We start from the raw sequence: 24,611 nt of genomic DNA on the forward strand, positions 1-24,611 counted from the left end.
CTTTAATGCTACAGACAAATAACGCGCGATAAATCGCACCGCTACGGGAATGGTGGCGTTACATCCCTTGCCAACGGCGGAACACCAGGGACGTATTAATGCCGCCAAAAGCAAAGTTATTTGACTGGATATAATCCGTTTCGAGCTGACGTACTTCGCCCATGATGTAATCCAGCTTTCCGCATTCCGCGGCGGGCTGTGTCAGGTTCAGCGTCGGCACAAACCAGCCTTCACGCATCATCTCAATACTCATCCAGGCTTCCAGTGCCCCACATGCCCCCAGCGTATGGCCGAAGTAGCTTTTCAGGGAGGAGATCGGCGTATTTTCGCCAAACACCGCAGCGGTGGCCTGACTTTCGGCAATATCACCACGATCGGTAGCGGTGCCGTGGGCATTAATGTAGCCAATTTGCTCCGGGGTCACTCCCGCCATTTGCAAGGCACGCTCGATGCAAATTTGCATGGTTTCCCGCTGCGGCTGTGTGATATGCGCCGCATCGCAGTTGGTATAAAACCCGACCAGTTCGGCATAGATCGTCGCCCCACGCGCCTGCGCATGCTCCAGCGACTCAAGAATCAGGGTGCCGGCCCCTTCACCAATCACCAGCCCATCGCGCTGCTGATCGAACGGGGCTGGCGTCAGTCCAGGCGCCGCGTTTTGCTGGCTGGTGGCAAATAAGGTGTCAAACACCGCCGCTTCCGAAGGGCAGAGTTCTTCGGCTCCCCCGGCGACCATCACCGTCTGATAGCCGTGACGAATCGCTTCCCAGGCATAGCCGATGGCCTGGCTGCCCGAGGTACAGGCGCTGGATGTCGGGATGACACGACCACGCAAGCCAAAAAATAACCCGGCGTTCACCGCCGTGGTGTGCGGCATCATCTGCACGTAAGTGGTACCGGTGATATTGTTGGTGTGTTTTTCGGTCAGCATGGTGGCGAACTCACTCACCGGCCCGGTGCTGCCGGTCGAGGAGCCGTAGGCGATACCGGTTTCCCCGCTGGTCAGTACCGGATGATCAATCAACCCCGCCTGCTCCAGCGCCAGTTCCGTGGCGCGGGTCGCCAGCAGCGACACCCGCCCCATGGCACGAATGCGTTTGCGGGTATAGTGATCCGGGAGCGTAAAATCGTCCACCGGCGCGCCCAGTTGCGTATGCAGACCATCGTAGATCTGCCATTCCGGCATGTTACGCACCGCGTTTTTACCCTGTTTCAGACGTTCAGCCACCGCAGACCAACTTTCACCAAACGCCGTGACACCGCCCATTCCGGTGACTACCACACGTTGCATCACAGCATACCCCCATTGATTGAAATCACCTGACGCGTAACATAACCCGCGATATCCGACATCAGATAGCTGGCCAGGCCTGCCACCTCCTCGGCTCCCCCCATACGTTTCATCGGGATCAGCTTCAGTGCTTCGTCGATGACCTGCGGTTCCAAATCGGTCATACCGGTATCAATCAATCCCGGCGCGATACAGTTGACGGTAATTTTACGTTTAGCCAGTTCAATGGCCAGCGCCTTGCTGGCACCGATAATGCCAGCTTTGGCAGCGCTGTAGTTCACCTGCCCGCGATTGCCCATGATGCCCGAGACTGACGATAAGGTGACAATCCGCCCCCCCTGGCGCAGGCCGATCATCGGCATCACACAAGGCTGAATCACGTTATAAAAACTATCGAGATTGGTGTGGATCACGCTGTCCCATTCTTCATCGCTCAATGCCGGGAAAGCCGCATCACGGGTAATACCGGCATTGCTCACCACGCCATACCAGGCACCAAAGCGGGCGATATCCTGCTCCAGCGCTGCGCGCGTTGCCTCCCGCTGCCCGACATCAAATTGTATGGTGCGACCGCTACCGCCCGCCGCGATAATCTGCTCCAGCGTTTGCGTTGCGCCAGCGGCGTCACGGTGATAATGCACCGTCACATGGAAACCATCCTGCGCCAGCCGCAGGGCAATGGCACGCCCGATTCCTTTACTTGCGCCGGTTACTAAAACGCTACGTGTCATGGCTGATGTCCTTGTAATAATCGTTGTAATTCATCGTCATCGGGTTGATAAGTGTTAAGGCGGCCAGTCGCCAGACACTCAGACTGATGACTAATTTTTCCTTCAAAACTGCCAAGCCGGTCATCACGCATCAGCAAATGCATCTCCACCTGCAAATGCGCTCCGGCTGGAAAAGTAGCTGCTATCGGGCGATACCCCCGCCCGCCGAGCAGCATGCCGGGGCGGATCTGAGTTTCCCCCTGCTGCCGGGCATGAAAACCCGACCAGACGCCCACGGTCTGCGCCATGATCTCCACACCGAACCAGGCGGGCAGCTCCCCTTGCGGCGTCAGAAACGGTGCCAGTACGCCCTGCCCGTCAATGGTCACTGCACAGATGACATGGTCAGCACTGACTGCGATAACACGATCCAGCAGCAACATCGGCGCACGGTGCGGTAAATATTCACTTACCGGCAGAAAATCAACCATCGACGCGTCCTGTAATCAGGCAGGTATTGTTCCCGCCAAAAGCAAATGAATTAGACGCGATAACCGGACGCCCCAGCGGCACTGGTGCGGTAATCAGGCCACAATCCGCTAAAGTGGTGTCGCGTTCCGCGCGAGAAAAATCCTGTGGAGGCAGCGGTAAATGTTGATCCAGCAGCAGCAACGACAACGCGGCTTCGGTGGCACCTGCTGCGCCTAACGTATGTCCCGTGAGGTGTTTGGTGGAGCTACAGGGTACGCGATCACCAAACAGCCGCTGCACCACGGCGGCTTCCACCTGATCGTTCAACGGCGTCGCGGTGCCGTGCAAATTGATATAACCAACCTGCTCTGGTGCTAAACCTGCCTGCTGCAACGCCATCGTCATTGCCCGTTCTGCTCCCACACCTTCCGGGTGCGGTGCCGACATATGCCAGGCATCCGACGACTCGCCAACGCCCAGCAGCGCCAGGGGCTGAGGCTCGCGCGTTAATAACAACAACGCCGCCGCTTCACCAATCGAGATCCCGTCACGATCGCGGCTGAAAGGCGCACAATGGTGCTCCGAAAGTGATTCCAGACTGGCAAAGCCGTTGATCGGCATCCGGCTGAGCGAATCCGCCCCGCCCACCAACGCCACATCCGCCAGGCCTGCCGCAATCAGGCGCTCGCCGCTAATGATGGCGCGCGCGCTGGAAGAACAGGCCGTGGAGAGGGTATAAGCCGGGCCATCCAGTTGCAGATAATGCGCCAGGAAGCGTGACGGATCGCCCAACTCCTGCATCCGGTAGTCATAGCCGCTTAAGCCGGCACTAACCTGACGATCCCCCTCATCAACCCCCGAGGTGCTGGTGCCAAGGATCACCGCCACACGATCGCGACCGTACTGCGCTACCGCCGCCTCCACCGCCGGGCGAATCTGCGCCAGCGCAGCCAGCAGCAGTTGGTTGTTACGGGTGTTATGCGCGGCCAGTTCGGTGGGGATGGTAGGAAGCTCGCCCAGAACTTCGCCCACCCAACAGCGTTTCCCCGCCAGCAACCAGCTCTCGCGCGGCTGCATCCCCGGAGCTTCGCCCTGTTGCAATTGGGCAGCGATCTGCTCGAGGCTGTTGCCAAGTGCATTAACCATGCCGTAAGCCGAGATGTAAATCATGATGCGTCCAGGTGTTGAATCTGAATTTGATAACCAAAAGCGCGCTGATCAATGCTGATCGGCTCACGTTGCGTGCCATGTTGCATATAACGGATCAACGTCACCACCGTACCGGATGGGTCACGCAGCTCGCGACGATCGCCAATATCCTGCAACTGCCAGCCTTGAGGTAATTGTGGCTGCCAGGCGCTGATCGGCCAGTGGCTCAGCATAATATCTGCCAACACCTGGCTGGCGGGCGGCATCTCCGGCAGCGCCATCATCTGTTGGGTATGAATGCCGGTCGCATCATACGTGACGCGGAACAGACGAATGCCGAGCGACGATAACCCGGCAAGGCTGATATGTTGCTCATCCGCCGCCAACAGCACCAGCAACGATTGCGTTTTCCCTTTAACGTGACCGGTTAACAGCTGCTGCTGTTCGAAAGCCGGTGTAATCCCCGGAGCCGGTAGCGTGACGCGAACCCCCGGTTTGAGCCACGCCGTTGGCCGATGAGTGGGCTCTGTCTGACGGGCACAGCCACCCAGCAGCAGTGCGATCAGCAGAAAAATCAGGCCCTTGTTCATGATTGCTTCCTTTTCCGGGGGGCCAGCGCCAGTGGCGCCAGTAAGAATGCGCAGAAGATGCCACTGCACAGCACCACGCCAAAGCTACTGATGGCGCTGGTACTGCTGAACACCAACATGCCCAGCGTCAGCAACGTCGTCATCATTGCCAGCGTCACTGCCAGCATTGAAGTCAGCGGTGTGCCGCGCGGGTTACTGAAGAACAGCGTGTAATTGATGCCGATACCCAGCACCAGAATCAGAGCCAGCAAGGCAAAAAGATTGAGACTGGCCCCAATCCAGCCAAGCGTCGCCAGTGCCGCCGCCAGCGAAAGCCAGGAGGGCAACGCGCTACGCAAGCCAGCTTTCAACCCCAGCCGTATCACATAACTCAGGGTGATCAATAGCAACGCTAATGCCAACAGCCCGCTCAATAATGTGCGCCAGAAACCAAACAGCTGGTCATAGCTGGCTTTGCGATCAACCCAGCTGACACCAGGTTGTTGCGCCGCCAGTTGTGCCAGTGCCGCACTGTCACGCACACCATTCACCGGCACCAGCACGCTGCTGCGTCCATCCGGCAGCGACAGCCACAATAAACGCCAGCCTTCACTCAACGGACTTGCCAGCCAGTTTTCCGGCGTCACCGGCATGGCGTGCAGATCGGCTTCTGCCAGCGTCACGCCCGCTTGCTTCAGCCGTGCCGTAATGGTGGGGGCTGCTTGTGCCAGCAAGGTCAAATCCTGCTGCTGTCGTGCCAGCGAGTTAAGTGGCAGGATACGATACCCTTCCAGCCATCGGTGCTGCCGGGCCTGCTGTAACGCTGGAGCCAGCTCGCTCACCCGTTGCAGCGTTTGCTGCTGGTTATCCCCCCATACCACAAACCAGGTTTGATCGGCCTGCTGCCCGGTAAGCTGCGCCAGTTGCCGGTCCTGGGCCAGTAGCTGCTGCGGTGCACTTTGCAGATGGGCAATATCATCATCCACCCGCAGTTGCAGGATACCGAGCAGTGCGTAAATGGCGACCAGTGCCGGTAATCCCCACATCAGCACCCGCTGGCGTCGCCAGGCAGCGAGCCAGCGGGCCAGCCACACCATGCCGGGGATCGGGCGCACCGGCAGCCCCCGCACCAGCCAGGGGTAGAAGCAGATCACCGTCAGGCAGGAAGCACTCAGGCCACTGGCGGCGAATACCGCCAACTGGCGCAGACCGGGAAAGGGAGCCAGCAGCATCAGCAGCCAGGCGATGGCGGTGGTGGCCAGCGCCAGCAGCAGGGTGGCACGCACCTTCTGCAAACTTTGCCAGGGCGATGCCTCGTTGCCGTGCACCATGCGCTCGGTCAGGTAGTACAGGGTGTAATCCGCTGAAATGCCAACAATACTCAGGCTCATCACCAGCGTGGTGAGATGCAACTCGCCAAAACAGAGCAAGGTCGCTACCGTCCCCGCCATCGCGCCAATCGCCACCGACAGCGCGCACAACGCGAGCGGTCGCAGCGATCGGAACACCAGCCAGATCAGCAGCAACAATCCCGCCAGCGTCGCACTCCCCAACGTCTCGACATCATGCTGCGCGCGCTGGCTGGCATCATCGCTAAATAACACCGTGCCCCGCGTCAACAGCCGGGCATCCGGCCAGCGCGTTTTCAGTTGCTGCTCCAGTTGGTTGAGCGCCGTCACCAGTTGATGACTTTGCCGGATACTGAAGGCATTGCTGTCCAGCTCGCCGTGCAAAAAATACCAGCGTCGCTGCTGTGGGTCATTCACCGTCAACCAGCCATTGTGCAGCACCATTTTGCTGGCATTTTGCTGTAAGGCCAGCTGCGCCCCACGCACCAGCAGCAGCGGATCGTGCTGTAACTCCTGGCTGCTCACGCCGGCGAAAGCGGAAAACAGTTGCGCCAGAATCCAGTCTGCCTGGTCTGCCCCGCCGCTTTGCAGCCGCGCACGCGTGGCGTCGTCAATCAGACCATTGCGATTCTGCCAGGCGAAGGCACCCCAGCGCTGCATTTGCTGATCGTCCATTGCGCCACTGACTTGCTTCAGTTCCGGTAAAGCCTTGAGCTGCGCCTGCCACCAGGCCGCCACGGCATCACCGTCATCGGCGTTACTGCTCACCAGCCAGACCAGCTGACGATCCAGACGTTGCATAAAAGCCTGCTGAATCTCGGCAGGAGCCTGGCCGAGATTCTGCTGCGGCAACAGCGCCAGCACGCTGCTGTTTAGCTGGCTACGCGGTAACAGGCAGGCCAATGCGATAGCCAGCGCCAGGCAGACCGTCAACCACACCAGCGCCAGATTTTTTTCACGGTGTCGGAGCAAAACGCGCGCGCTCCTCATCGGTCAGATGGCCGGGTTCGGTCCGGGTATCGCTCAGGGTGATATCGGTTTTATCTCCCTGCTTATCGTCCAGTTGGATGCGGTTAAGATACGCGCCCCCCTGCAACTCGATACGGTTGAAAATTTTATTCAGTGGTGCCGCTTTCGGCGTCAGTCCCAGTTGCCAGTTTTCATTGCCCTTATCCTGAAAATCGAGGGTGAAATTCTCTTTCAACACTTTTTCATCAGCCTGGAACAGGGCGCGTAGCAGATGATTAAACTGGAACATTTGTGGGTTGCTTTCAGCCGTGATCACCTGCGGTGGTTGACCGCTCATGCTTTGCACCATGCGTTTATCATCCAGAATCAGCGTCATCGGGAAAGGCGTATTCTGTTGCCACCACAGCCCTTGCTGTTGGGCAATCAGCAACTGACCGCGTGAAACCAACGGCTGCGCCATTCCGGCGATGGTGCGTACCTGCACGAAGTTGGCACGAATAACCGGCTGACTGGCAAAACGTTGTTGCAGTTGATCAAGGGTCACCGCATGCGCGGCGACGTTCCACAACAACAGCAACGTCAGCAAAAATCGTTTCACGGTTGTACCCCCAGACGTTCAAACAATATGGCGGGCGAGACAAAACACATTTCCTGCGTGGCCTGATCCACCGCCACCTGAATGGTGTGGGCTTTGGTGGTCAGTTGTCCGGCGGCATTGTGGATGTGGTAATCAATCCGCAAACGGTTTTCATATTCCACGATGGTCGCGCTGACCCAAATGCGCTCTTCGCAACGCAGTGGCTGACGGTATTTCACCCGCGTATCTACCACCGGCCAGACGTAGCCACTGGCGGCCATCTCGTGGTAGCTGTAATTCACGCTGCGCAACAACGCCTCGCGTGCCGCTTCAAAAAAGCGGAAATAATGGCCGTGCCATACCACTCCCATTGGGTCGCAGTCGTTAAACGAAACCACAATTTCCACCTCGGCACGGTGGTTCGGCTCACTCATCGCGACTCTCCTCTCCCGGTAAGCTCCAGAAATCATAAAAATTGAACCAGTCCAGCGGAGCCAGAAAGGCGTGATGCTCCAGACGTTGCGCATAGCGATCCACCGCCTGCTGCAATGCCTGCTGACGAGTGGCACGGGGCAGCGATAAAGGGGAGGCAAAGTTTTCGCAATACACCCGTAATTTACCGTGCTGCTGCAAGGCAAACATCAGCAAAACCGGACAACGTAGCGCGGCTGCCAGTAAAAACGGTCCCTGTGGGAACGGTGCTGGCTGGCCGAGAAATTCACTCCAGATCACGCGTCGCTCACCGCCTCGCTGGCGATTGACCGCTGTGCGATCGCCAACAATCGCCACCCACTCCCCGGCGTCCAGTTTTTGTTGCAGCAGGATCGCTGTATCCGGCCCCATATCGGTGACCGGCATCAGATTAACCCCTGCCTGCGGCGCGATACTTTCCAGCACTTCGCGAAAGCGTTGCGCGTTATCGGTAAACACCAATGCGTTGATCACCAGGCCGCTGACCTGCTTCGCCATGGCGCGGCACGCTTCGATATCGCCCAGATGTGAAGCCAGGATCAGATGCCCTTTGCCATCGGCGGCACGAATGACCGCTTCCGCCCCTGGTGCGAAATCAATATCACGTCCCCACTGCACATCACCGCGCCAGCTCGCCACCTTATCCAGCATGCTGTAACCGAAGCGCAGAAAATGGCGGTAGCTATTGAGGGGTGCGGGCAACCTGAGATGTTGTTGTTGCGCACAGCGCTGAATCTTTGCCAGCCACTGCTGTGACGCCGCGCGCGCATGACGTCCGCTGAGCCAGTACACCGCAACCACCGGCCACAGCAGCAGTACAAAAGGTCCCCGCCCGGCATGTTGATACAACCACAACATAAACCGCAGACCCCATTGACCCCGACGTTCCGGGGTTGCCGACCAATGGCGGTTACTGCCCCGCTGGCGGAGCAACTGTGGGATGCGCGGCAGCATGCCGAAGAATAAACGGGTGTGCATCCACGAGATGCGCAGATTGTCGTGCAACGCATCAAAATGCGACACACCGGTTACCGGATAGGTCACGCGCGTGGACAGAAAGCGGCTCGGCGTACCCTGCCAGTAAAGGCGCACCATGATTTCGGTATCAAAATCCATCCGCTGCCCAATCGGCTGGCGATCGCATAACGCCAGCGATGGCACCAGCGGATAGACGCGGAAGCCACACATGCTGTCTTTTAACGAAAACGAGAGCGTCTCGATCCAGACCCAAAAATGGGTGATGTAGCGGCCATATAAACGTGACTTAGGAATCGAGGCGTCATACAGCGGCTGACCGGAAATCAGGCTGTGCGGATAGCGCCGTGCCTCCTCCAGCATACGGGGCGTGTCTTCCACCTGATGTTGACCGTCTGCATCCAGCTGTAATGCATGGCTGTATCCTCTGGCTGCGGCAACGCGCATTCCGGCGATCACTGCGGCACCCTTACCTTGATTGGCTGACAACCGATGGACATGCAGATCGGGCGCGATGAGGTCATCAATCAGCTGGCGGGTTTGAGCATTGCTGCCATCATCCACGATGATAATTGGCAAATTAAACGGTGCCAGGCGTTGCAACACCGACGCCAGCATCGCGCCGTGGTTATAGCAGGGGATCAGCACACAGGGAGAAAAGGGTTCACTCAGCACAGGCGAATCTTCCCACTGCTGGCGATCGGTTGGGCGCGGTCAGACAGTAACCGATATTGAAAACTGAGCAGGGATTTCTCTGCCTGCCAGTTGAGCTGGAGTTCCAGTTCAGCGTCCGGTGGCACCGGCTGCTGAAACTTGATGTTCTCAATCGACGAGAAGGCTTTGCCTGGCACCAGACGCGTCAGCCCGTAATAGAGCACCCAATCGAGTTGCGCCACACCAGGTAAAATAGGGAGCGTCGGAAAATGGCCCTGAAACCATAGCAGGTCGCCAGGTACACGCAATCGCAGCGTCAGCGCCGTCTCCTGTTGCTGCACATCAAGTTCAATCGGCAACATGAAAAAGCTCCTCAATTTGCGGCCAGGCGCGCTTACTTTGCGCGGTAACCGGGATGGTCGTCACCACACGCCAGTAGCGAGGCATCGCCACCGGCTCCAGCCAGGGTTGCAGCGCCTGTCTCCAACGCTGTTTGCAGTGTGACAGCGCAGCGGGTTCAGGAAGCTGTGCGATTGCCAGCACCACGCCAATCGCCTGGCGACCATGACGCTGGATCGCCAGCGCTGCCGCATCGTTCACACCCGGCAAATCCAACAGACGTCGTTCGATTTCGCTCAGTGAGACGCGCTTATCTTCGATTTTTACCACCCGATCCTGGCGGCCAGCCAGTTGAAATCGCCCCTCCGACTGCGGCAGGATACGGTCGTCCAGCGCACAACCTGCGGGTGTTTCCAGCAACGGGGAGAAAACACGCCAGTGCGCATTTTCCTGACGACAAAGTTCTACCGCCGGGAAACATTGCCACGGCGTCTGCCCGGCACTGAGATAACGCCAGGCAATCACGCCGGTTTCAGTGCTGCCATAAATTTCATCGACGCTACAACCCAGCCATTGTTGCGTGCGCTGTGCATCGGGCCAGGGTAACGCCCCGCCGGCGGAAACGATTAACGCACAGCGCGGCAGATGCAGTGACGCGTCCAGTCGACGTAAAAATGCCGGGCTGCTGATAAACGCATAACGGCGTGTAGGGGTCTGATCAGCGAGCTGTTCACTGTAAAACAACTGCTGCGCGGCAAAGGGTAAACCCAATGCCATTGGCAACACGATGCGGAAACTCAGGCCATAGAGATGCTGATGGCTGACGGAGGCAATGACATGGCTGTGTTGCAGGCGCTCTCCCCACAACGTGGCCAGCCATTGCGCTTCAAGGTCCAGCGCGCGAACGGATTTCACCACCGGACGTGGCGTTCCTGTTGAGCCAGAAGTAAACAACACCAGGGTTGCGTCAGCGGCAATCGCAGTCAGCTCCCCTTCCGCCTGCGCGCCATCCCAAAGCAGATGCGGCAACGAAATGGTCAGCGGCATATCGCTGATCACCCCATCAATATTGGCCGCCATCTCTTCCAGTTGTGCTGCCCGGCAATGACCCGGGATCACCGGGGTTTTCCCCAGATGCCATAACGCCAGCAGGGCGACGGTGAAGTGATAACTGTTGTCGAAGCACAACGCCCAATGTTGTCCCGGCTGCGTCTTGATACGTGCAGATAACGCAATCACCTGTTGGCGCAGCGTGGATAAACGATATTCCTGCTGACCCTGCCAGGCCACCAGGCGATCCTCTGCGTTGAGCCAGTTGGCGATGGGCTGTACGTTCATGCCTGTTTCCTCATCCGCTGACGCAGCAGCCATTCGCCGCCCATCAGCATTCCCATCAGCAGATAACTGATGCATCCATTCCAGAGTGTCCATAGCGCGAGATCCGCCCGCAGGCAGGTCATTAACGCCACGCTGCCGTTAAAAACAAAAAACAGGCACCACACCTGAGTCACACGTCGGGTGTAGCGCACAGCACGAGGCGGTAGCTGTGGTTCACGCAACCGGGCGATGCGTTCCACCAGCGGCATGCCTCGCCATAATGACGTGCCAAACAGCAGCAACATCAGGGCATTGACCACCACCGGATACCACAGCAACAGATGTTGCTGACGCAGCACCAGGCTGGCAAGACACAGCAGGCTTCCCACCAGCGCCAGCAGCAACCCACCTCGCGCCAGGGCACCGTGAGAGTTACGTAAGCTCCAGCCGCGCAGCACAAACAGCACAGCAAGCACCAACAACAAGGCGCGCCAGTGCGGATACGTCAGCGCCAGCCAGACCAGCAACGGCCATGCGAGCAGGGCGATGCCATTCAGCAGACGCAGTGCCGCACGCATTTTGTTCTCAGGCTTCACGCATCAATTGGTCAACGGCATCCACCACATCCTGCACAGTACGCACCGAGCGGAAAATTTCCGGTTTGATCTTACGGCCAGTACGTTTTTGCAGGTGCACCACCATATCGACGGCATCAATGCTGTCGAGTTCGAGGTCCTCATACAGACGCGCATCCGGACGAATGTCGTCAGCATCAATTTCAAACAATGAGGTCAGCAGCGCCGCAACTTCCTGGTAAATCTCGTCTTTATTCATCATATTTACCGCTCTCAGGCTTGCTGTTGTTCAATAAACGCAGCCAGCGTGGCCACGGAAAAAAAGTGCGCGCGCAACGTTTCACTTTCAGCGGAGAGCTGAACGCTAAAACGATTCTTTACCGCCAGTCCCAGCTCCAGCGCATCGATGGAGTCCAGCCCCAATCCCTCGCCGAACAGGGGAGCATCGGTGTCAATATCATCAACGCTGATATCTTCCAGATTCAGCGTGTCGATAATCATTTGTTTTATTTCGTTGTTCAGTGATTGCATAACTTACTTTATCTCGTCAGGGACCAGTGCCTGTTGCAGGTGACGCGTCAGGCGACGCGCTGCCAGCGGCTGCGCATCTTCATTGGCTTCGCTAAAGCTCTGGCTATCAATACGCGATTGTACGCGTACAGTAAAAAGGGGTTTAACCGGCGGAATCTGATACCAGCGACTTTGTTTATCCAGCATACGCTGGGTGCAGCTGATATGAACCACGCGCAGATCGCATCCGGCGCGGACCGCTATATTCGCCGCGCCGCGTTGCAGTTTCAGAGGTTCGCCATAACGGGTGCGGGTACCTTCAGGAAAAATCAGAATGGTATCGCCGCGCGCCAGGCGTTGCTGACTATCCGGCAACAGCGTTTCTGCTTCGCTGTTGATCAGGTAATCGGCAGCACGAATAACGCCGCGTAAAAAGAAGCTGTGCTGCAACTCGGCTTTGACCAGGCAATCCATCTCCGGTAACACCGAGGCAATCATCACGTAGTCGATGAGTGAGGGGTGATTAGCCACAATCAGGCAGCCGCGATCCTGTTGCAGTAACTCCGCCCCTTCAATGCGGTAGTCATATACCCCAACCCATCGGCAGAAGCGTAAAAAACAGCGGAAACTGCACGCGATGCTGCGACGGGCAAGCTGCCGGCGTCGCGTCGCGTCGCGCTGCACCAGCAGTAGCACATTGAACCAGATCAGGGACAGCAGTAAGCCTCCCACACTGAACAAGGTAAAACTTACGGCGGTCATCACCAGCCGCCAGTAATAATTGAAGCCTGAACGTTGCAGTGACAATGTGTTATCAGCCATGTTCACGCTCCCACTGCCAGCGATGGCGTTCACCCTGAATACTAAACGCTACCTGCTGGCTTAACAGACCATGCAGGCACAGCAGGCTCTGTGGCAGAGTATCGGCCTGGTCAGTGTGCCCGGGTTGGGCCTGACAGCGCCACATGGTGCCCGTCCCCAGCAACAACGCGACCGCATAAGGTGCATTGAATGGCATCTGCGCCAGCCAGGGACGATAGTAGTCCGGGACCTGCCCGTCAAAATCCACCAGCAAAACCTGCTGATAACCCGCCTGATGTAAGGCGGCCACTTCAATCAGCCCTTGCTGGAAACTGTCCATGCCTGCCGCAACGGACGTCGCAACCAATGGCTGACGCGCGGCAATGGTCAAACTGCCAACCGCCGAGTTGTGAACCGACATGGCGAAATCGGTAGGCGATAGCGCTTGCTGATGTGCCAGCGCCGTGAGGATGCGCAGATTACGCTCCAGCTCTCCATGACGGCTGGTAAAGACCACCGCATCGACCTGCTGACGGGACAACAACGCCAATCCACACTCCACCGCCGCACGGCTGCCATTGCTCAGGCGACGGGCAGTCATCATCGGCAGAAATTGTGATTTTGCGAGAGGTTGCGTGGCATCAATCAATGGGGGCTGTTGCGCCCACTGGTGCCAGTCGCTGACCAGGTCAAGCCCGGGCGCCATAGCGTGCCAGTCAATAAGCGTGTAAGCGAGTTTCATACCTGCATTCTTTCATGAGCTATAGGGACGGTGAAATTGTCACTGTGTGGCATCCCTTCCTTGCCTGACTCCCGTCATCCGGCAAATCTCTGCCAACATCAGTTGGGCCAACGGCCCAGCTGATCATATGTCGGCAGTATACTGATTAACTTTATCTACGTATGGTCGAGGCGACTATTTTGCAGCCTGTGCCGCAAGGCGCAGTTGGATATCCTGGTCAAGGTTGTGAACCCAGCGGTTGTAATTACGGTGAATCTGACCACCACTGGCCAACAGGTTCTGGCTGCCTACATATTGAATGCTGTAGCTCTGAGGGGTGTAAGTCACGCGAATGTCAGCTGAGTGACCGCGCTGTGCCAGGCGGCCATTGATCACGCCAGGTCCGGCAGGTGTCATTACCCACTGGCGGCTGATGCCCGCCTCAATAATGGCGCTTTTCATTTGGCTGTCGCTGTAATGCTGGCTCAGCGACTGGTTGATATTATCGATTGGCTGGGTGCGTGATACGCATCCGGTTAACAGCACTGCCGCAATAACCAAAGCGCTACCCAATGTTTTCTTCATCATTTCCTTTTTTCCCTTGTCATGGCAACCCACTAAAGCGGCCGCGCGTGTAAAAAAACCTACACTCTTCCGTAAAGACAGCGTGAAATGGCGCGGATAATACCATTTATTGTAAAGACAAGTAAAAAAAAGCATGAATGACTCAAAGACCTGAAGCAAGCCTTTAAAAGTCAGATAAATCGCTGATAGTGCAGACATACCTGCCAGAAAATGCAGTTATCGGGCAATGATTAACCTTTCCATCCTCCTCCCAATGCCCGATAGAGTTCGATTTGCGCCAATAAGAGGGTGTTTTTCACACTGACGACGCTGAGTTGGGTGTTGAACAGGGTACGCTGGGCGTCCAGTTCATCAAGGTAGGAGGCGTAACCATTTTGATAGCGGTTACGGGCGATGCGCAGCGCTTCGCTGACGTAGTTTTGCTGTTTCTCCAGTTCCGTCAACTGTTCCTGATTGCGACGAATCGCATCCAGTGCGGTATCCACTTCGGCAAAGGCATTTCTCACCACTTTTTCATAGCCATACAGCGCCTGATTGCGTGTCGCCATCGCCACATCAACTTGTGCCGTCAGGGCTTCGCGGTTGAGAATCGGTGCCAGCACGCTGCCGCCAATGCTCCACAGACGGAATGGATTCGCCAGCAATTCATGCAGATGATAACTTTCCAGGCCACCGCTGGCCGTGAGATTGAGGGTGGGCAGCAATTGCGCTTGCGCCGAAGCGAGCGAGGCATCGGAAGCCAATAACTGACGCTGCGCCTGAACGATATCCGGACGACGCTTGAGCAGTTGCGACGGTAACAGGTTCGGCAGCGTCTGCGGCATCACCTGGTTGAAATGATCGGCGCGGGCAATCTCTCGCGGGTTCATCCCTACCAGCACGCTGAGGGCATTTTCCTGCTGGGTAATTTGGTGCTGCAACTGCGGCACCTGCGCTTTGGCCGTTTGATACTCTGACGACGCCTGCATCCACTCCAGCCGTGACGAGTAGCCGGTTTCAAACTGACGCTGCGCCAGCCTGAGTGAATTGGCGCGTGAGGTCAGCGTATCCTCGGTGACGCGCAACTGTTCATCCAGGGCACACAGGCTGAGATAACCCGATGCCACCGAACTGGCAACGGTTAATTCCGCCGCTGACGCCGCCGCGCGTTGGGCTTCCAGTGAAGCCTCAGCCGCGCTGATGCTATTGCTGCGGCTGCCCCACAAATCCACCTCGTAATTGGCCTGTAATGATGCCTGAAACACAGCATTCTCATAAGGCAAACCGGTAGCCGCAGAGATGGCGCGCTGATGCGTGGCGCCTGCCCCTGCCGTCAGACTCGGGTAGTCATCGCCCTGTGCGGCGCGCAGTTGCGCACGATATTGATCGACACGGGCTCGGGCGGTGAGAATATCGCTGTTGTGCTGCAACGCCTGACTGACCAGGCGGTTGAGGTTTTCATCACCAAAGGCACGCCACCACTGCGCTTCCGGCGCAGCGCCCGGCCCCACCTGCTGACGCCAGCTTTCCGGAATCGGCAAGGAGGTCGGCGCTTTATCCACTTCGGTGGCACAACCGCTCAGCCATAAGGCGGCGAGCGTTGTCAGCAGCAACCGACTCATAGTTTGTCCTCGCGCGGCTCTGCCGCCGTGTCGATATCCACCTCAACCGACATCCCGGGACGCAGTTGCTGTAAATCACCATGTACCTTGATTCGCACCGGAATGCGCTGCGCAATTTTGACGAAATTGCCGGTGGCGTTATCCGGCGAAATCGCGCTGAACTCGGAGCCTGCCGCAGGAGAGATGAACTCCACCGTGCCGTCGTAACGCTTGCCATCCAGCGCATCCACACGAATGGTCACCGGCAACCCTGGCCGGATACGTGCCAGCTGCGTCTCTTTCAGGTTGGCGATCACCCATTTATTGTCCGGCACCACTGACGTCAGGCGCGTGCCTGCCGTGACATAGGTGCCTTTGCGCACCGACAACTGGCCGAGTTGGCCGTTATCCGGGGCAATGATGCGGGTATTGGCGAGATCGATCTCCGCCAGCTCCAGCGCCGCCTGCGCATTGGCGACATCCCCCTCGAGCGAAGCGCGATTCACAATCACCGTTTGCAGATTCTGCTGCGCAACCGCCAATTGCGCCTCGGCCTGACGCACCTGGGCCTGCGCCTGGGCATCCGCTGCGCGTGCCGCATCGCGCTCCCGCACCGATAAGGAGCCGTCGGCGGTAAGATTTTCCACACGTTTCAGGTCAAAACCACTTTTCAACGCCTGCGCTTTGGCATTGTCCAGTGACGCCTGGTTACTGACGATGGTGGCTTGCGCGCTTTTTCGCTGCTGCTGATTGTTATTCAGTGCCGCTTGTTTCATCGCCAGTTGCGCCTGTGCCTGATGCACCCGCTGGCGATAGATACGATCATCAATGGTCATCAGCAACTGCCCTTTTTCCACCGGCTGCAAATCCACCACGTTGACTGACGTCAGATAACCGCTGACTTGCGGGCTGATAAACGTCACCTGCCCCCGGACGTAGGCGTTCTCCGTTGACTGGATGGTGCTGGTGAATGGCCACAACTGCCAGGCATACAGGATCACCAACACCCCGACCAGCACGATGCCGCTGCCTGCGGCAATTGAGAGGATACGTCGACGGTTGATGCGCTCACGCTCTGCGGCCTGAAGATCGTCCTGTTGACTCATGATGTCTCCGTTCGGTTAGCTGGCCTGTTGGCGCTGTTCCGCCAGATTGCGTCGTGCCTGACGCCAGTTGAGATAACGCAGGCGCGTCAGACGCCATAACACCCACATCAGGGTCATCAGCGCCAGGCCCGCTGTCAGGTAATAGGTATCGTTGTAAGCCAGGATATTGGCCTGCAAAGTAGAAACGGTTTGCAGCTGACTGCCGCTTTGCGCACTGAGTAGCGAGCCATCCGGGAGCTGACTGCTGAATAGCGCGCTGTACTGGCTTAAACGCTCAGTCACGTTGGGATTGAGCTGCGACAGTTGATCACCGAGCAGGCTGGAGTGATATTTTTCGCGCCACGTCTGGAAAGTGCCGAGGATCGCCGCACCAATCAGCCCCCCCAGGTTCTGGCTCATACCGAACAACACCACAAAGCTCACCAGGTTTTTCGGCTGCGTCACCACGCTGCCGATGCCAAACAGCATGGCAGGCGTCATAAAGAAAACGCTGCTGAAGCCCAATAAAAATTGGCTGAAATACATGTTATCGCCGCGCGTCAGCGGGCTGGATTGCGCGTCCATCAGTGAAGCGATGATCATCACCACCAGCGAGAAGACAATTGGCCAGCTGAGATGGCTGGGCCGGATAGTCAGCGCACTCAGCGCCATGCCAGCCATCACGCCACAGATAATTGCCAGTGCCATGCCGCGCATCTGGTCATTAAGCAAACCCAGTTGCTGCAAGAAACCCACCGCACCCGTGTTTTGCTCTGCCAGTACAATGCGCATCATAATCATCACAATTCCCAGCCGGATCATCATGCCGTTACTGAGCCAGCGGGTGTTAATCAGCGGATTTTGCCGGTTATGCTCCAGCACCACGGCGGTGACAATCAACACCAACGCAATGGCCAGCGCGATGCCCAGCCACGGCGTGGTAAACCACCATTCAATGCGTCCCAGCGACAGCACCGCGCAGATCAGCGCCATGCCAGGCGCCAGCAAAATAAAGGTGAGAAAATCGAGTTTTTCGAAAGCTTTAATACGATCACCCGGCGGCAGTTTCACTACCAGCACGCACCCCAGCGCGATCATTGCCAGACCCAGTTCAAACAGATATAACCCACGCCATTCATCCAGCTGCAACAGCTCAGTGGAGAACAGCCGCGCCAGCGGGATTGCCAGCTGCGAGGCAGTCAGACCGATGACCAGCGCTTTCAGGCGGTGCTTCGCGGGCCACGCCTGGATTTGGTAGTAGATACCCAATGAACTGAGCGCCGCGCCAACCATGCCATGAGCGGTACGTACGATTATCGCCGAGCTGAGATCGTTAGCCAGCAGATGGAAGAACGCCACCAGCACGTACAGCACCAGAAAGGCCTCGGTAAACAGTCGCAGACCAAACTGTTGACGAAACTTCACTAGCAACAAATTGATGGAGATATTGCCCATCACATAAACCGCCGGTAGCCAGGCGATTTCGTTGGAGTACGCGCCGAAGGTGCCTTGCAGATTGGTGAGATTCGCCGTGACCAGCGCATTGCTGAGTGCGCCGGTGAGAGAGATCAGCATACCTATCAGACCGAAGGCAATGCGTTTCGCCGGTGAATGGAGAGGCGTAGAGGGTGACCCCGGTAGCATCGGCTTTTCATGCGGTAGCCATTCACGCTGGGCATAGGGGTTACGCTTTGCCATAGCTACAAGGTTCCCAGCCGCGCCAGAAGTTGTTGCAATACCTGTTCTGTTATTGCCAACGCCTGGGGATCAATATCCGCCAGCAACTGAGCGCGTAGCGCATCTGCCTGCGCTTTCACTTCTGCATAAGCGACACCGCCCTGCTCCGTCAGCACCAGCAGGCGCTTACGCCGGTCCTCTGGCGGCTGAACTCGCGCCAGCAATTGTTGCTTCACCAGCCGATCCACTAACGGCACTACGCTGGCTTCTTCCAGACCAAGCAGCAGCGCCAGCGCTTTTTGTGTTGGCGGTTCACTGGCGGTCGCCACGGTGGCAATCGCCATCCAGCTACTCATGCTCATGCCACTCTCTTTCAGACGGCGATCAACAGCCAGTCGCCACGCATGAGCGGTGAGATGTAACAGACGGGAGAAGGGTTGGGGATATTGGCTCAAAGAGTAGCAACCTAATGGTTAGATATCTAACTAAATTTTCCGCTATTATACGCAGACCCAGTTGCGAATGAAAAGTGCCCTAAATTAGTGTCCATACGCGCCGATAATTGTAGTGCAAATCTGTCACCAGCAAGGAATCTGTACAGCTTCCTTGTATAAGTTCCATCACAAAAAAGTCGCTATATCTGGCTGTAAGTTAATTAATAGCACAAAATGATCAGGTTTTTACTTGTACAGACTTAATCTCATTGTATAAGTTTATTCCCCATAGACCTTTTAACGGTCTCGTAACGAATGATGCATATTGCGTCGCCTCTGCAAGTGTTAGTGGATTTCCACCTGCAGAGGTGTTTTTTTGTCAGTTTGGTGAATTGGGGTCTTTCACGCCTGTCCGCGCGAAAGTTTTATCATCAGCAGGTTTACATCTTAGGGCTGTACACATGCAAAACACCGTAACCAGCAACGACCAGGATATAACCGAATTTTTAAAACCTGCGGCTTATAACGCAGAGGTCTTTGCTCAAATCATTGGCGAAATCCTGCAAACAGGTATGCCGGTGACCAATAAAGCCATTATCTCCGTACTGATCACCCGACTGGAGCAGGAAAGTGATGTGGCACAACTGAATATTTATCGTCAGTTGTTGGAGAAAGTGGTGAATAAAACACCTGACGATTTAGCCATTTAAGCGCGTAACCGCGCGATTCATCGCGCGGGTTTTGCGAGACTGCGCGACAAATCGCGCCGCTTCGCGTTGATAGTCTGGTATCCCGCCACATTGACCGGTAACATCCCTTCCCTTATCTGTTTCGCATCTGGTTACTGCCTTACCCTCGCGGTAAGCGCAACATAATAAAAGAGCCTGCAAAATTTATGAGCCAACCAACTGAAGACCTCACGGTGAGCCGCGTCTTACGCTCGCCTGTTTTACTCACCCGGGAATGTCTGGCTGGCGTGATTACCGCACTGGCCCTGATCCCTGAAGTGATCTCCTTTTCGGTGATCGCCGGAGTGGACCCCAAAGTCAGCCTTGTTGCATCCGTGGTGCTGTGCCTGACCCTTTCCCTGCTGGGCGGCCGTCCGGCGATGGTGACAGCGGCGGCGGGTTCGGTGGCGCTGGTGATTGGCCCGATGGTGCATGCGCACGGCGTGGAATATATTCTGCCAGCGGTGATATTGGGTGGCGTGATCCAGATTCTGTTTGGTCTCGCCGGGATGGCACGCATGATGCGTTATATCCCGCGTTCGGTGATGATTGGTTTCGTCAACGCGCTGGGGATTTTGATCTTTTTTGCCCAGGTACCGCATGTCTGGGGGCAGTCCGGCCTGGTGTGGGTGTTATTTGCGGTGACGCTGGCGATTGTGCTGCTGCTGCCTAAAGTGCTGAAAAGCATCCCTTCGCCGTTGATAGCGATTGTGGTAGTGACCGCAATTGCGCTGCTGATGGGCTATCGGGTACCAAACGTGGGTGATGAAGGCCCGATGAGCGCCGGATTACCAGGCTTTACTCAATTGCTGGTGCCACTGAATGTGCAAACGCTGCAAATTGTCTGGCCCACCGCGTTGAGTATCGCCTTTGTCGGCCTGATGGAATCGCTGCTGACGGCGAAACTGGTGGATGACATCACCGATACCCCATCCAGTAAACGCCGTGAATCATGGGGTCTTGGCATTGCTAATATTCTTGCCGGATTTTATGGTGGCATCGCCGGGTGCGCCATGATTGGTCAAACCATTGTTAACGTAGAGCTGGGTAAAGCGCGCACCCGAGTCTCGACGGTAGCCGCTGGCGTGGTGCTGTTACTGTTGGTGACCGGCCTGAGTAAGTTAATGGCGCAGATTCCAATGGTGGTGCTGGCGGGCATTATGATGGTCGTCGCGGTGAAAACCCTCAACTGGCATAGCCTGCAACCCGCCACGCTGAAACGTATGCCGTGGTCGGAAACGCTGGTGATGCTGCTGACCGTCGCCGTTACCGTGTGGACCGGCAATCTGGCGATCGGGGTGTTAATGGGGGTGATCCTCGCCATGATGCTGTTCGCGCGCCGCATTGCCCATGTGATCCAGGCCGAACGTCAACTCAGTGAAGACGGAGAACAGGTTCATTATACCGTGCGTGGTCCATTGTTCTTTGCCAGCAGCAATGACCTGTTTGAACATTTTGATTATGCCCACGATCCGGCATTGGTGACGATTGATTTGACTCATGCACAGATTTGGGATGCTTCCAGCGTTGCGGCGTTGGACGCGATTGAGTACCGCTATCAACGTCATGGTGCGAAAGTGACCTTTATTGGGCTGGATAATCGCAGCAGCGATTTTCATCGGCGTCTGACAGGTACGCTGGGATAAGAAGCAAAAAAGCCAGGCGTGTCACCACGCCTGGCCGTTTCTCCTTTCTTTAATGATTACAGGATGTTGACGTGAATCCTGTCTTCAATCAGTACTTCCGCCATACCGCTGCTCTGGTACTCCGTATAAACCTTACCATCGACGGTCACGGTGCCGTTGCTGTGCCAGTTCTCAATGCCACCGGTCAACTGCACCAGACCATTCTCACCGCTGACAATCAGCGCATCACCATCAGCGCCTTCCCAGCTATCCAGCGTCTGGTTATTCACCTTCAGCGTGTTGTTGCCGTCAGTCATATCGATGCTGTGCGTATCCTTCAGGGACTCCGTCAGGGCCGCCAGATCAACGTTCTGGTGTTCACCATCCAGCAACAGCGGGATACCGCCATCGTCATGGTTTTGCTCATCAGCCGGCAAGCTGTAGCTGCGAGAACTCGGAGCGGCATCCTCAGCCGGGGCTGAATGGGTGTTGTAAACCACGTACACCTGGCCGTTGTACTGCGGGTTAGTCGCTTCACCTTCAGTGTTGGTGGCGCCCGTTCCCAACTGCGAAGGAGCACCTACCAACATATCCGGTGCGCCATCGTTATTCATATCAACGACTTCAACCGACCAACCAAACCTCTGATTATCAACACTTCCGTAGTGAACCTCGCCCCAACCTTTATTCAGGATGACCTGTATATCAATCTCACCCGTCGCATCCGTACCCAACGAAGCCAGGTATTGCAGATAGTCCGCTTGATGACCGCCGTAGACGATATAGACGGCACCCACACATTTACCATCCTTCATTGCCAACGGATCGCTGATGATAAGATCCTGAGTACCATCGCGATTCATGTCATAACCGCCAATGACATTCAGACCAAAGCCTTCTCCTTTATCACCTCGGCCAGCCTGGACTTTACTGACAATGGCATAACCTACATCGGTGTTAAACTTCGGATTATCAGTATTGACACCGATCGTCATGTCATCAGTGATTTTGTCACTATGGAGTATCCATACCTTACCGTTAGCCCCACCTTGGGAATCACCAGCAGAAGCAATGGCAATATCCGTGTGCTCACCACTACCGAAATGACCGAGCATGGCAATGTTATGACTAATCGGCTTGTACTCATCGCTACCAAAGTCTCCGAGTACATCATTCGCGATGAGGTTCAAATACCCCGCACCAATGTTATCAATAACAATTAAATCTTCGTCAGCCACATCACCGATGCTGAAGTCATTCGGCAAACCGGTATCTGGAATCTTATAGAAATACCAGGAACCCCGGTAAGATGCACCGGTATGAGCAGATGCCGCATCCATAAAGGCAACATAGTTAGAACCATTGCCAAAAACATCCCCCATGTACACGATATCCGTGCCAAAGTTATAGCTTTGGGTTGAACCGACTGTGCCATTTGTATTTTCATGGCCGATTTTACCAATCACCATACCAGCTGGAAGCGTCTCGCTCGGAACCCAGGCAGCATTGTCCGTCGTGTCATTCGGATCTCGGATCAGGTGCATGTTTGTCCAGTTGCCATCCGGGTTGGTGCCATTCGGATTAAAGGTGACAGTAGTGATGTTACCTGTCTGCTCACGAGCCCCATGAATGTCACCGATCAGGAACGTTAGCGTTCCGTCCTCATTCTCCATGGAATTGACATTGAAACCGAACCAGCTGTCAAGGCCATTGGCAAGGGTCATCATGAACCCATACTGACTCTTTCCATTCTCTGCGTTAGAAATCAGACTGAGATCGAAATTATTATCAGTAAGTAACGATTCCTTCACAAAGTAGACAGTGTCCTTTTCGTGCATGTAAATCGCCACCCAGCCGCCGTCCAGCGCTTTCATGCCATAACCCTGATAGCTGTTCACATCAGGTTGGCCATCCCCCTTAGCATCACCATTATTCGAAATAATCGTTCCCATGCCTGGGTTCGCGGCGAATAACTTCTCGATACTGGTGCTGCCATCTAACAGGGAAGAAAATTCTTTTTTGACGGCGTAAATGATCCCCTGGTTGGTTGGCTGACCAGCTGCGTTTGTGCCGCCATTTGGTGCGCTGATGTAAATATATTCACCGCTAACCACCATGGCATAGCCGAACATATCCCCTTCACCGCCCCCTGCGTCGGAGTAGAGCACCGCAGGAATCGTCCAGCCGCCGTCCTCAGTACCATTCAGATAGCCCGGTTGTGATTCGTTGTTAGCGGCATCAACCACCACTGCCGAGATATTATGCGCGCCAGATCCGAGTGCTTCGTCGTCCGGTACGGTATATTCCCAGCTACCATCCGCATTAACCGGAATACCTGTGGCAATCACAAGGCCATTGCGATCGTAAATGGTGATGGTCATATTGGCGAAATCGGTATCTTCTGTACCTAACTCAACCTGACCTTTAAAGGTTGGTGTCGATTCAGCCGCTTCCGCATCAGTCTCAATCGTGGTTTTATTGGTGTTAAGGGTATCCACCGTAAAGTCAGGCACCGGCGTCGAAGTTGACGCGTTACCCGCTTGATCCACGACCTGAACTGTCATTTCGTTGTACAGCCCATCGGTTAACACCGTCGGCAGTTGGATACGCCAGCTGCCATCCGCCTCAGTGACGACAGAAGCAATCGCATTACCATCTTTGTCGTAAATGTAGACCGTGCAACCTGCTTCAGCCTTGCCGCTCAATGTTGGCGTGTTGTCGTTAGTCAGACCACCCGCTCCAACATCCGTATCGGTTTGGTCATTGGTCACTTTGACATCAGTGGCCGGTTCTGGGTTGGTGTTATCCTGGTCATAGTTCACCGGATCGGTAGTGGTCCCCTCATTGCCTGCCGCATCGGTGATGGTAGCAGTGATGGAGTGATCCTTTTCAGCCAGTTCCTTCCCTGCCGGTACCGTAAACTCCCAGGTGCCGTCGTCGTTCGCCACAACTGAACCCAGCACGGTTTCACCGTCTTTAATGATGACAATGGTGCCCTTCTCAGGAGGCGTGAGCTGACCTTTAAAGGTCGGCGTACTGTCTTTAGTCGGGTGCTCGGCGTCAATCACATTGCCATCATTGTCTTCGATGGTCAGCGTGGTGGTGCTGGTTGGTGCTACAGTGTCCTGAGTGTAGTCCAGCGCAGCAGACGGTTGCCCTTCGTTGCCCGCCTTGTCGGTGACAGTGGCGGTAATGGAGTGACCATCGTCTTGCAGTTCCTCACCTTCCGGCACCGTGAACTCCCAGCTACCGTCTGCATTTATCGTTGCCGTTCCCAGTACTTTGTCACCGTCTTTGATGACCACGTAATCGTCTGCCTGGGCACCCGTCACCTGACCTTTGAAAGTCGGTGTGCTGTCTTTGGTCGGGTTCTCAGCGTTGATCACCTTACCATCGTTGTCTTCGGCCGCAATGGTGGTGGTTCCGGTTGGCGGTACGGTGTCCTGAGT

The 24,611-nt window shown here is 56.1% G+C and carries 24 protein-coding genes; 2 read left to right on the forward strand and 22 right to left on the reverse strand.

Annotated features, from left to right (window positions below; translation table 11 throughout):
- Window positions 1-58: 58 nt before the first annotated feature.
- From L579_RS20380 to L579_RS20480, 21 genes are all read right to left on the reverse strand, one after another.
- Entirely contained in the window at window positions 59-1,291 is a 1,233-nt protein-coding gene (locus L579_RS20380) for a beta-ketoacyl-ACP synthase (RefSeq protein ID WP_021186048.1), read from the reverse strand.
- The gene (locus tag L579_RS20385) at window positions 1,291-2,022 is read right to left on the reverse strand and encodes a 3-ketoacyl-ACP reductase FabG2 (RefSeq protein ID WP_021186049.1); all 732 of its coding nucleotides are present in this window, start codon (window positions 2,020-2,022) and stop codon (window positions 1,291-1,293) included. Before L579_RS20385 ends, L579_RS20380 begins: the two co-directional genes overlap by 1 nt.
- On the reverse strand, window positions 2,019-2,492 hold the full coding sequence (locus L579_RS20390; protein ID WP_021186050.1) for an ApeP family dehydratase: 474 nt from the start codon (window positions 2,490-2,492) through the stop codon (window positions 2,019-2,021). The genes L579_RS20385 and L579_RS20390 overlap by 4 nt, the downstream gene beginning before the upstream one ends.
- The gene (locus tag L579_RS20395; protein WP_021186051.1) at window positions 2,485-3,642 is read right to left on the reverse strand and encodes a beta-ketoacyl-[acyl-carrier-protein] synthase family protein; all 1,158 of its coding nucleotides are present in this window, start codon (window positions 3,640-3,642) and stop codon (window positions 2,485-2,487) included. The genes L579_RS20390 and L579_RS20395 overlap by 8 nt, the downstream gene beginning before the upstream one ends.
- On the reverse strand, window positions 3,639-4,211 hold the full coding sequence (locus tag L579_RS20400; protein ID WP_021186052.1) for a DUF3261 domain-containing protein: 573 nt from the start codon (window positions 4,209-4,211) through the stop codon (window positions 3,639-3,641). Before L579_RS20400 ends, L579_RS20395 begins: the two co-directional genes overlap by 4 nt.
- Window positions 4,208-6,529 (reverse strand): MMPL family transporter, encoded by a 2,322-nt coding sequence (locus L579_RS20405; RefSeq protein ID WP_036627708.1) that lies wholly within the window; start codon window positions 6,527-6,529, stop codon window positions 4,208-4,210. Before L579_RS20405 ends, L579_RS20400 begins: the two co-directional genes overlap by 4 nt.
- Window positions 6,495-7,106: an outer membrane lipoprotein carrier protein LolA gene (locus tag L579_RS20410; RefSeq protein WP_021186054.1), complete on the reverse strand. Its 612-nt coding sequence runs from the start codon at window positions 7,104-7,106 to the stop codon at window positions 6,495-6,497. Before L579_RS20410 ends, L579_RS20405 begins: the two co-directional genes overlap by 35 nt.
- Window positions 7,103-7,519, reverse strand: coding sequence for an acyl-CoA thioesterase (locus tag L579_RS20415; protein WP_021186055.1), 417 nt, complete (start codon window positions 7,517-7,519; stop codon window positions 7,103-7,105). The genes L579_RS20410 and L579_RS20415 overlap by 4 nt, the downstream gene beginning before the upstream one ends.
- Window positions 7,512-9,206 (reverse strand): glycosyltransferase family 2 protein, encoded by a 1,695-nt coding sequence (locus tag L579_RS20420; protein WP_021186056.1) that lies wholly within the window; start codon window positions 9,204-9,206, stop codon window positions 7,512-7,514. Before L579_RS20420 ends, L579_RS20415 begins: the two co-directional genes overlap by 8 nt.
- Complete coding sequence (locus tag L579_RS20425) at window positions 9,200-9,547, reverse strand: ApeI family dehydratase (protein ID WP_021186057.1); 348 nt, start codon at window positions 9,545-9,547, stop codon at window positions 9,200-9,202. Before L579_RS20425 ends, L579_RS20420 begins: the two co-directional genes overlap by 7 nt.
- Window positions 9,534-10,862, reverse strand: a complete 1,329-nt coding sequence (locus L579_RS20430; protein ID WP_021186058.1) for an AMP-binding protein — start codon at window positions 10,860-10,862, stop codon at window positions 9,534-9,536. Before L579_RS20430 ends, L579_RS20425 begins: the two co-directional genes overlap by 14 nt.
- On the reverse strand, window positions 10,859-11,419 hold the full coding sequence (locus tag L579_RS20435; protein ID WP_021186059.1) for a hypothetical protein: 561 nt from the start codon (window positions 11,417-11,419) through the stop codon (window positions 10,859-10,861). The genes L579_RS20430 and L579_RS20435 overlap by 4 nt, the downstream gene beginning before the upstream one ends.
- 7 nt (window positions 11,420-11,426) lie before the next feature.
- Window positions 11,427-11,678, reverse strand: a complete 252-nt coding sequence (locus tag L579_RS20440) for an acyl carrier protein (protein ID WP_021186060.1) — start codon at window positions 11,676-11,678, stop codon at window positions 11,427-11,429.
- An 11-nt stretch (window positions 11,679-11,689) separates the two neighbouring features.
- Window positions 11,690-11,947 carry a phosphopantetheine-binding protein gene (locus L579_RS20445; RefSeq protein ID WP_021186061.1) on the reverse strand — a complete coding sequence of 86 codons (258 nt, stop codon included), beginning with the start codon at window positions 11,945-11,947 and terminating at the stop codon, window positions 11,690-11,692.
- Window positions 11,948-11,950: 3 nt separating this feature from the next.
- A complete protein-coding gene (locus tag L579_RS20450; protein ID WP_021186062.1) occupies window positions 11,951-12,748 on the reverse strand; it encodes a lysophospholipid acyltransferase family protein in 798 nt (265 codons plus the stop codon).
- Window positions 12,741-13,469: a beta-ketoacyl synthase chain length factor gene (locus tag L579_RS20455; protein ID WP_036627713.1), complete on the reverse strand. Its 729-nt coding sequence runs from the start codon at window positions 13,467-13,469 to the stop codon at window positions 12,741-12,743. The genes L579_RS20450 and L579_RS20455 overlap by 8 nt, the downstream gene beginning before the upstream one ends.
- Before the next feature lie 174 nt (window positions 13,470-13,643).
- Window positions 13,644-14,036 carry a hypothetical protein gene (locus L579_RS20460; protein ID WP_152521917.1) on the reverse strand — a complete coding sequence of 131 codons (393 nt, stop codon included), beginning with the start codon at window positions 14,034-14,036 and terminating at the stop codon, window positions 13,644-13,646.
- Window positions 14,037-14,263: 227 nt separating this feature from the next.
- Window positions 14,264-15,634, reverse strand: coding sequence for an efflux transporter outer membrane subunit (locus L579_RS20465; protein ID WP_021186065.1), 1,371 nt, complete (start codon window positions 15,632-15,634; stop codon window positions 14,264-14,266).
- A complete protein-coding gene (locus L579_RS20470) occupies window positions 15,631-16,719 on the reverse strand; it encodes an HlyD family secretion protein (RefSeq protein ID WP_021186066.1) in 1,089 nt (362 codons plus the stop codon). Before L579_RS20470 ends, L579_RS20465 begins: the two co-directional genes overlap by 4 nt.
- Before the next feature lie 15 nt (window positions 16,720-16,734).
- On the reverse strand, window positions 16,735-18,396 hold the full coding sequence (locus tag L579_RS20475; protein ID WP_021186067.1) for an MFS transporter: 1,662 nt from the start codon (window positions 18,394-18,396) through the stop codon (window positions 16,735-16,737).
- A gap of 2 nt (window positions 18,397-18,398) precedes the next feature.
- Complete coding sequence (locus L579_RS20480) at window positions 18,399-18,830, reverse strand: MarR family winged helix-turn-helix transcriptional regulator (protein WP_021186068.1); 432 nt, start codon at window positions 18,828-18,830, stop codon at window positions 18,399-18,401.
- A 440-nt stretch (window positions 18,831-19,270) separates the two neighbouring features.
- On the opposite strand from L579_RS20480, the gene L579_RS20485 reads away from it, so the two are divergent.
- A complete protein-coding gene (locus L579_RS20485) occupies window positions 19,271-19,519 on the forward strand; it encodes a biofilm/acid-resistance regulator YmgB/AriR (RefSeq protein ID WP_021186069.1) in 249 nt (82 codons plus the stop codon).
- Window positions 19,520-19,704: 185 nt separating this feature from the next.
- Window positions 19,705-21,183, forward strand: coding sequence for a SulP family inorganic anion transporter (locus tag L579_RS20490; RefSeq protein WP_036627718.1), 1,479 nt, complete (start codon window positions 19,705-19,707; stop codon window positions 21,181-21,183).
- Between the two features lie 56 nt (window positions 21,184-21,239).
- Here the strand turns inward: L579_RS20490 and L579_RS20495 are convergent.
- On the reverse strand, window positions 21,240-24,611 hold a 3,372-nt coding region (locus tag L579_RS20495), incomplete at its 5' end, for an Ig-like domain-containing protein (protein ID WP_036627721.1).

The sequence above is a fragment of the Pantoea sp. AS-PWVM4 genome, from assembly GCF_000468095.1.
Taxonomy (GTDB): Bacteria; Pseudomonadota; Gammaproteobacteria; order Enterobacterales; family Enterobacteriaceae; genus Pantoea; species Pantoea phytobeneficialis.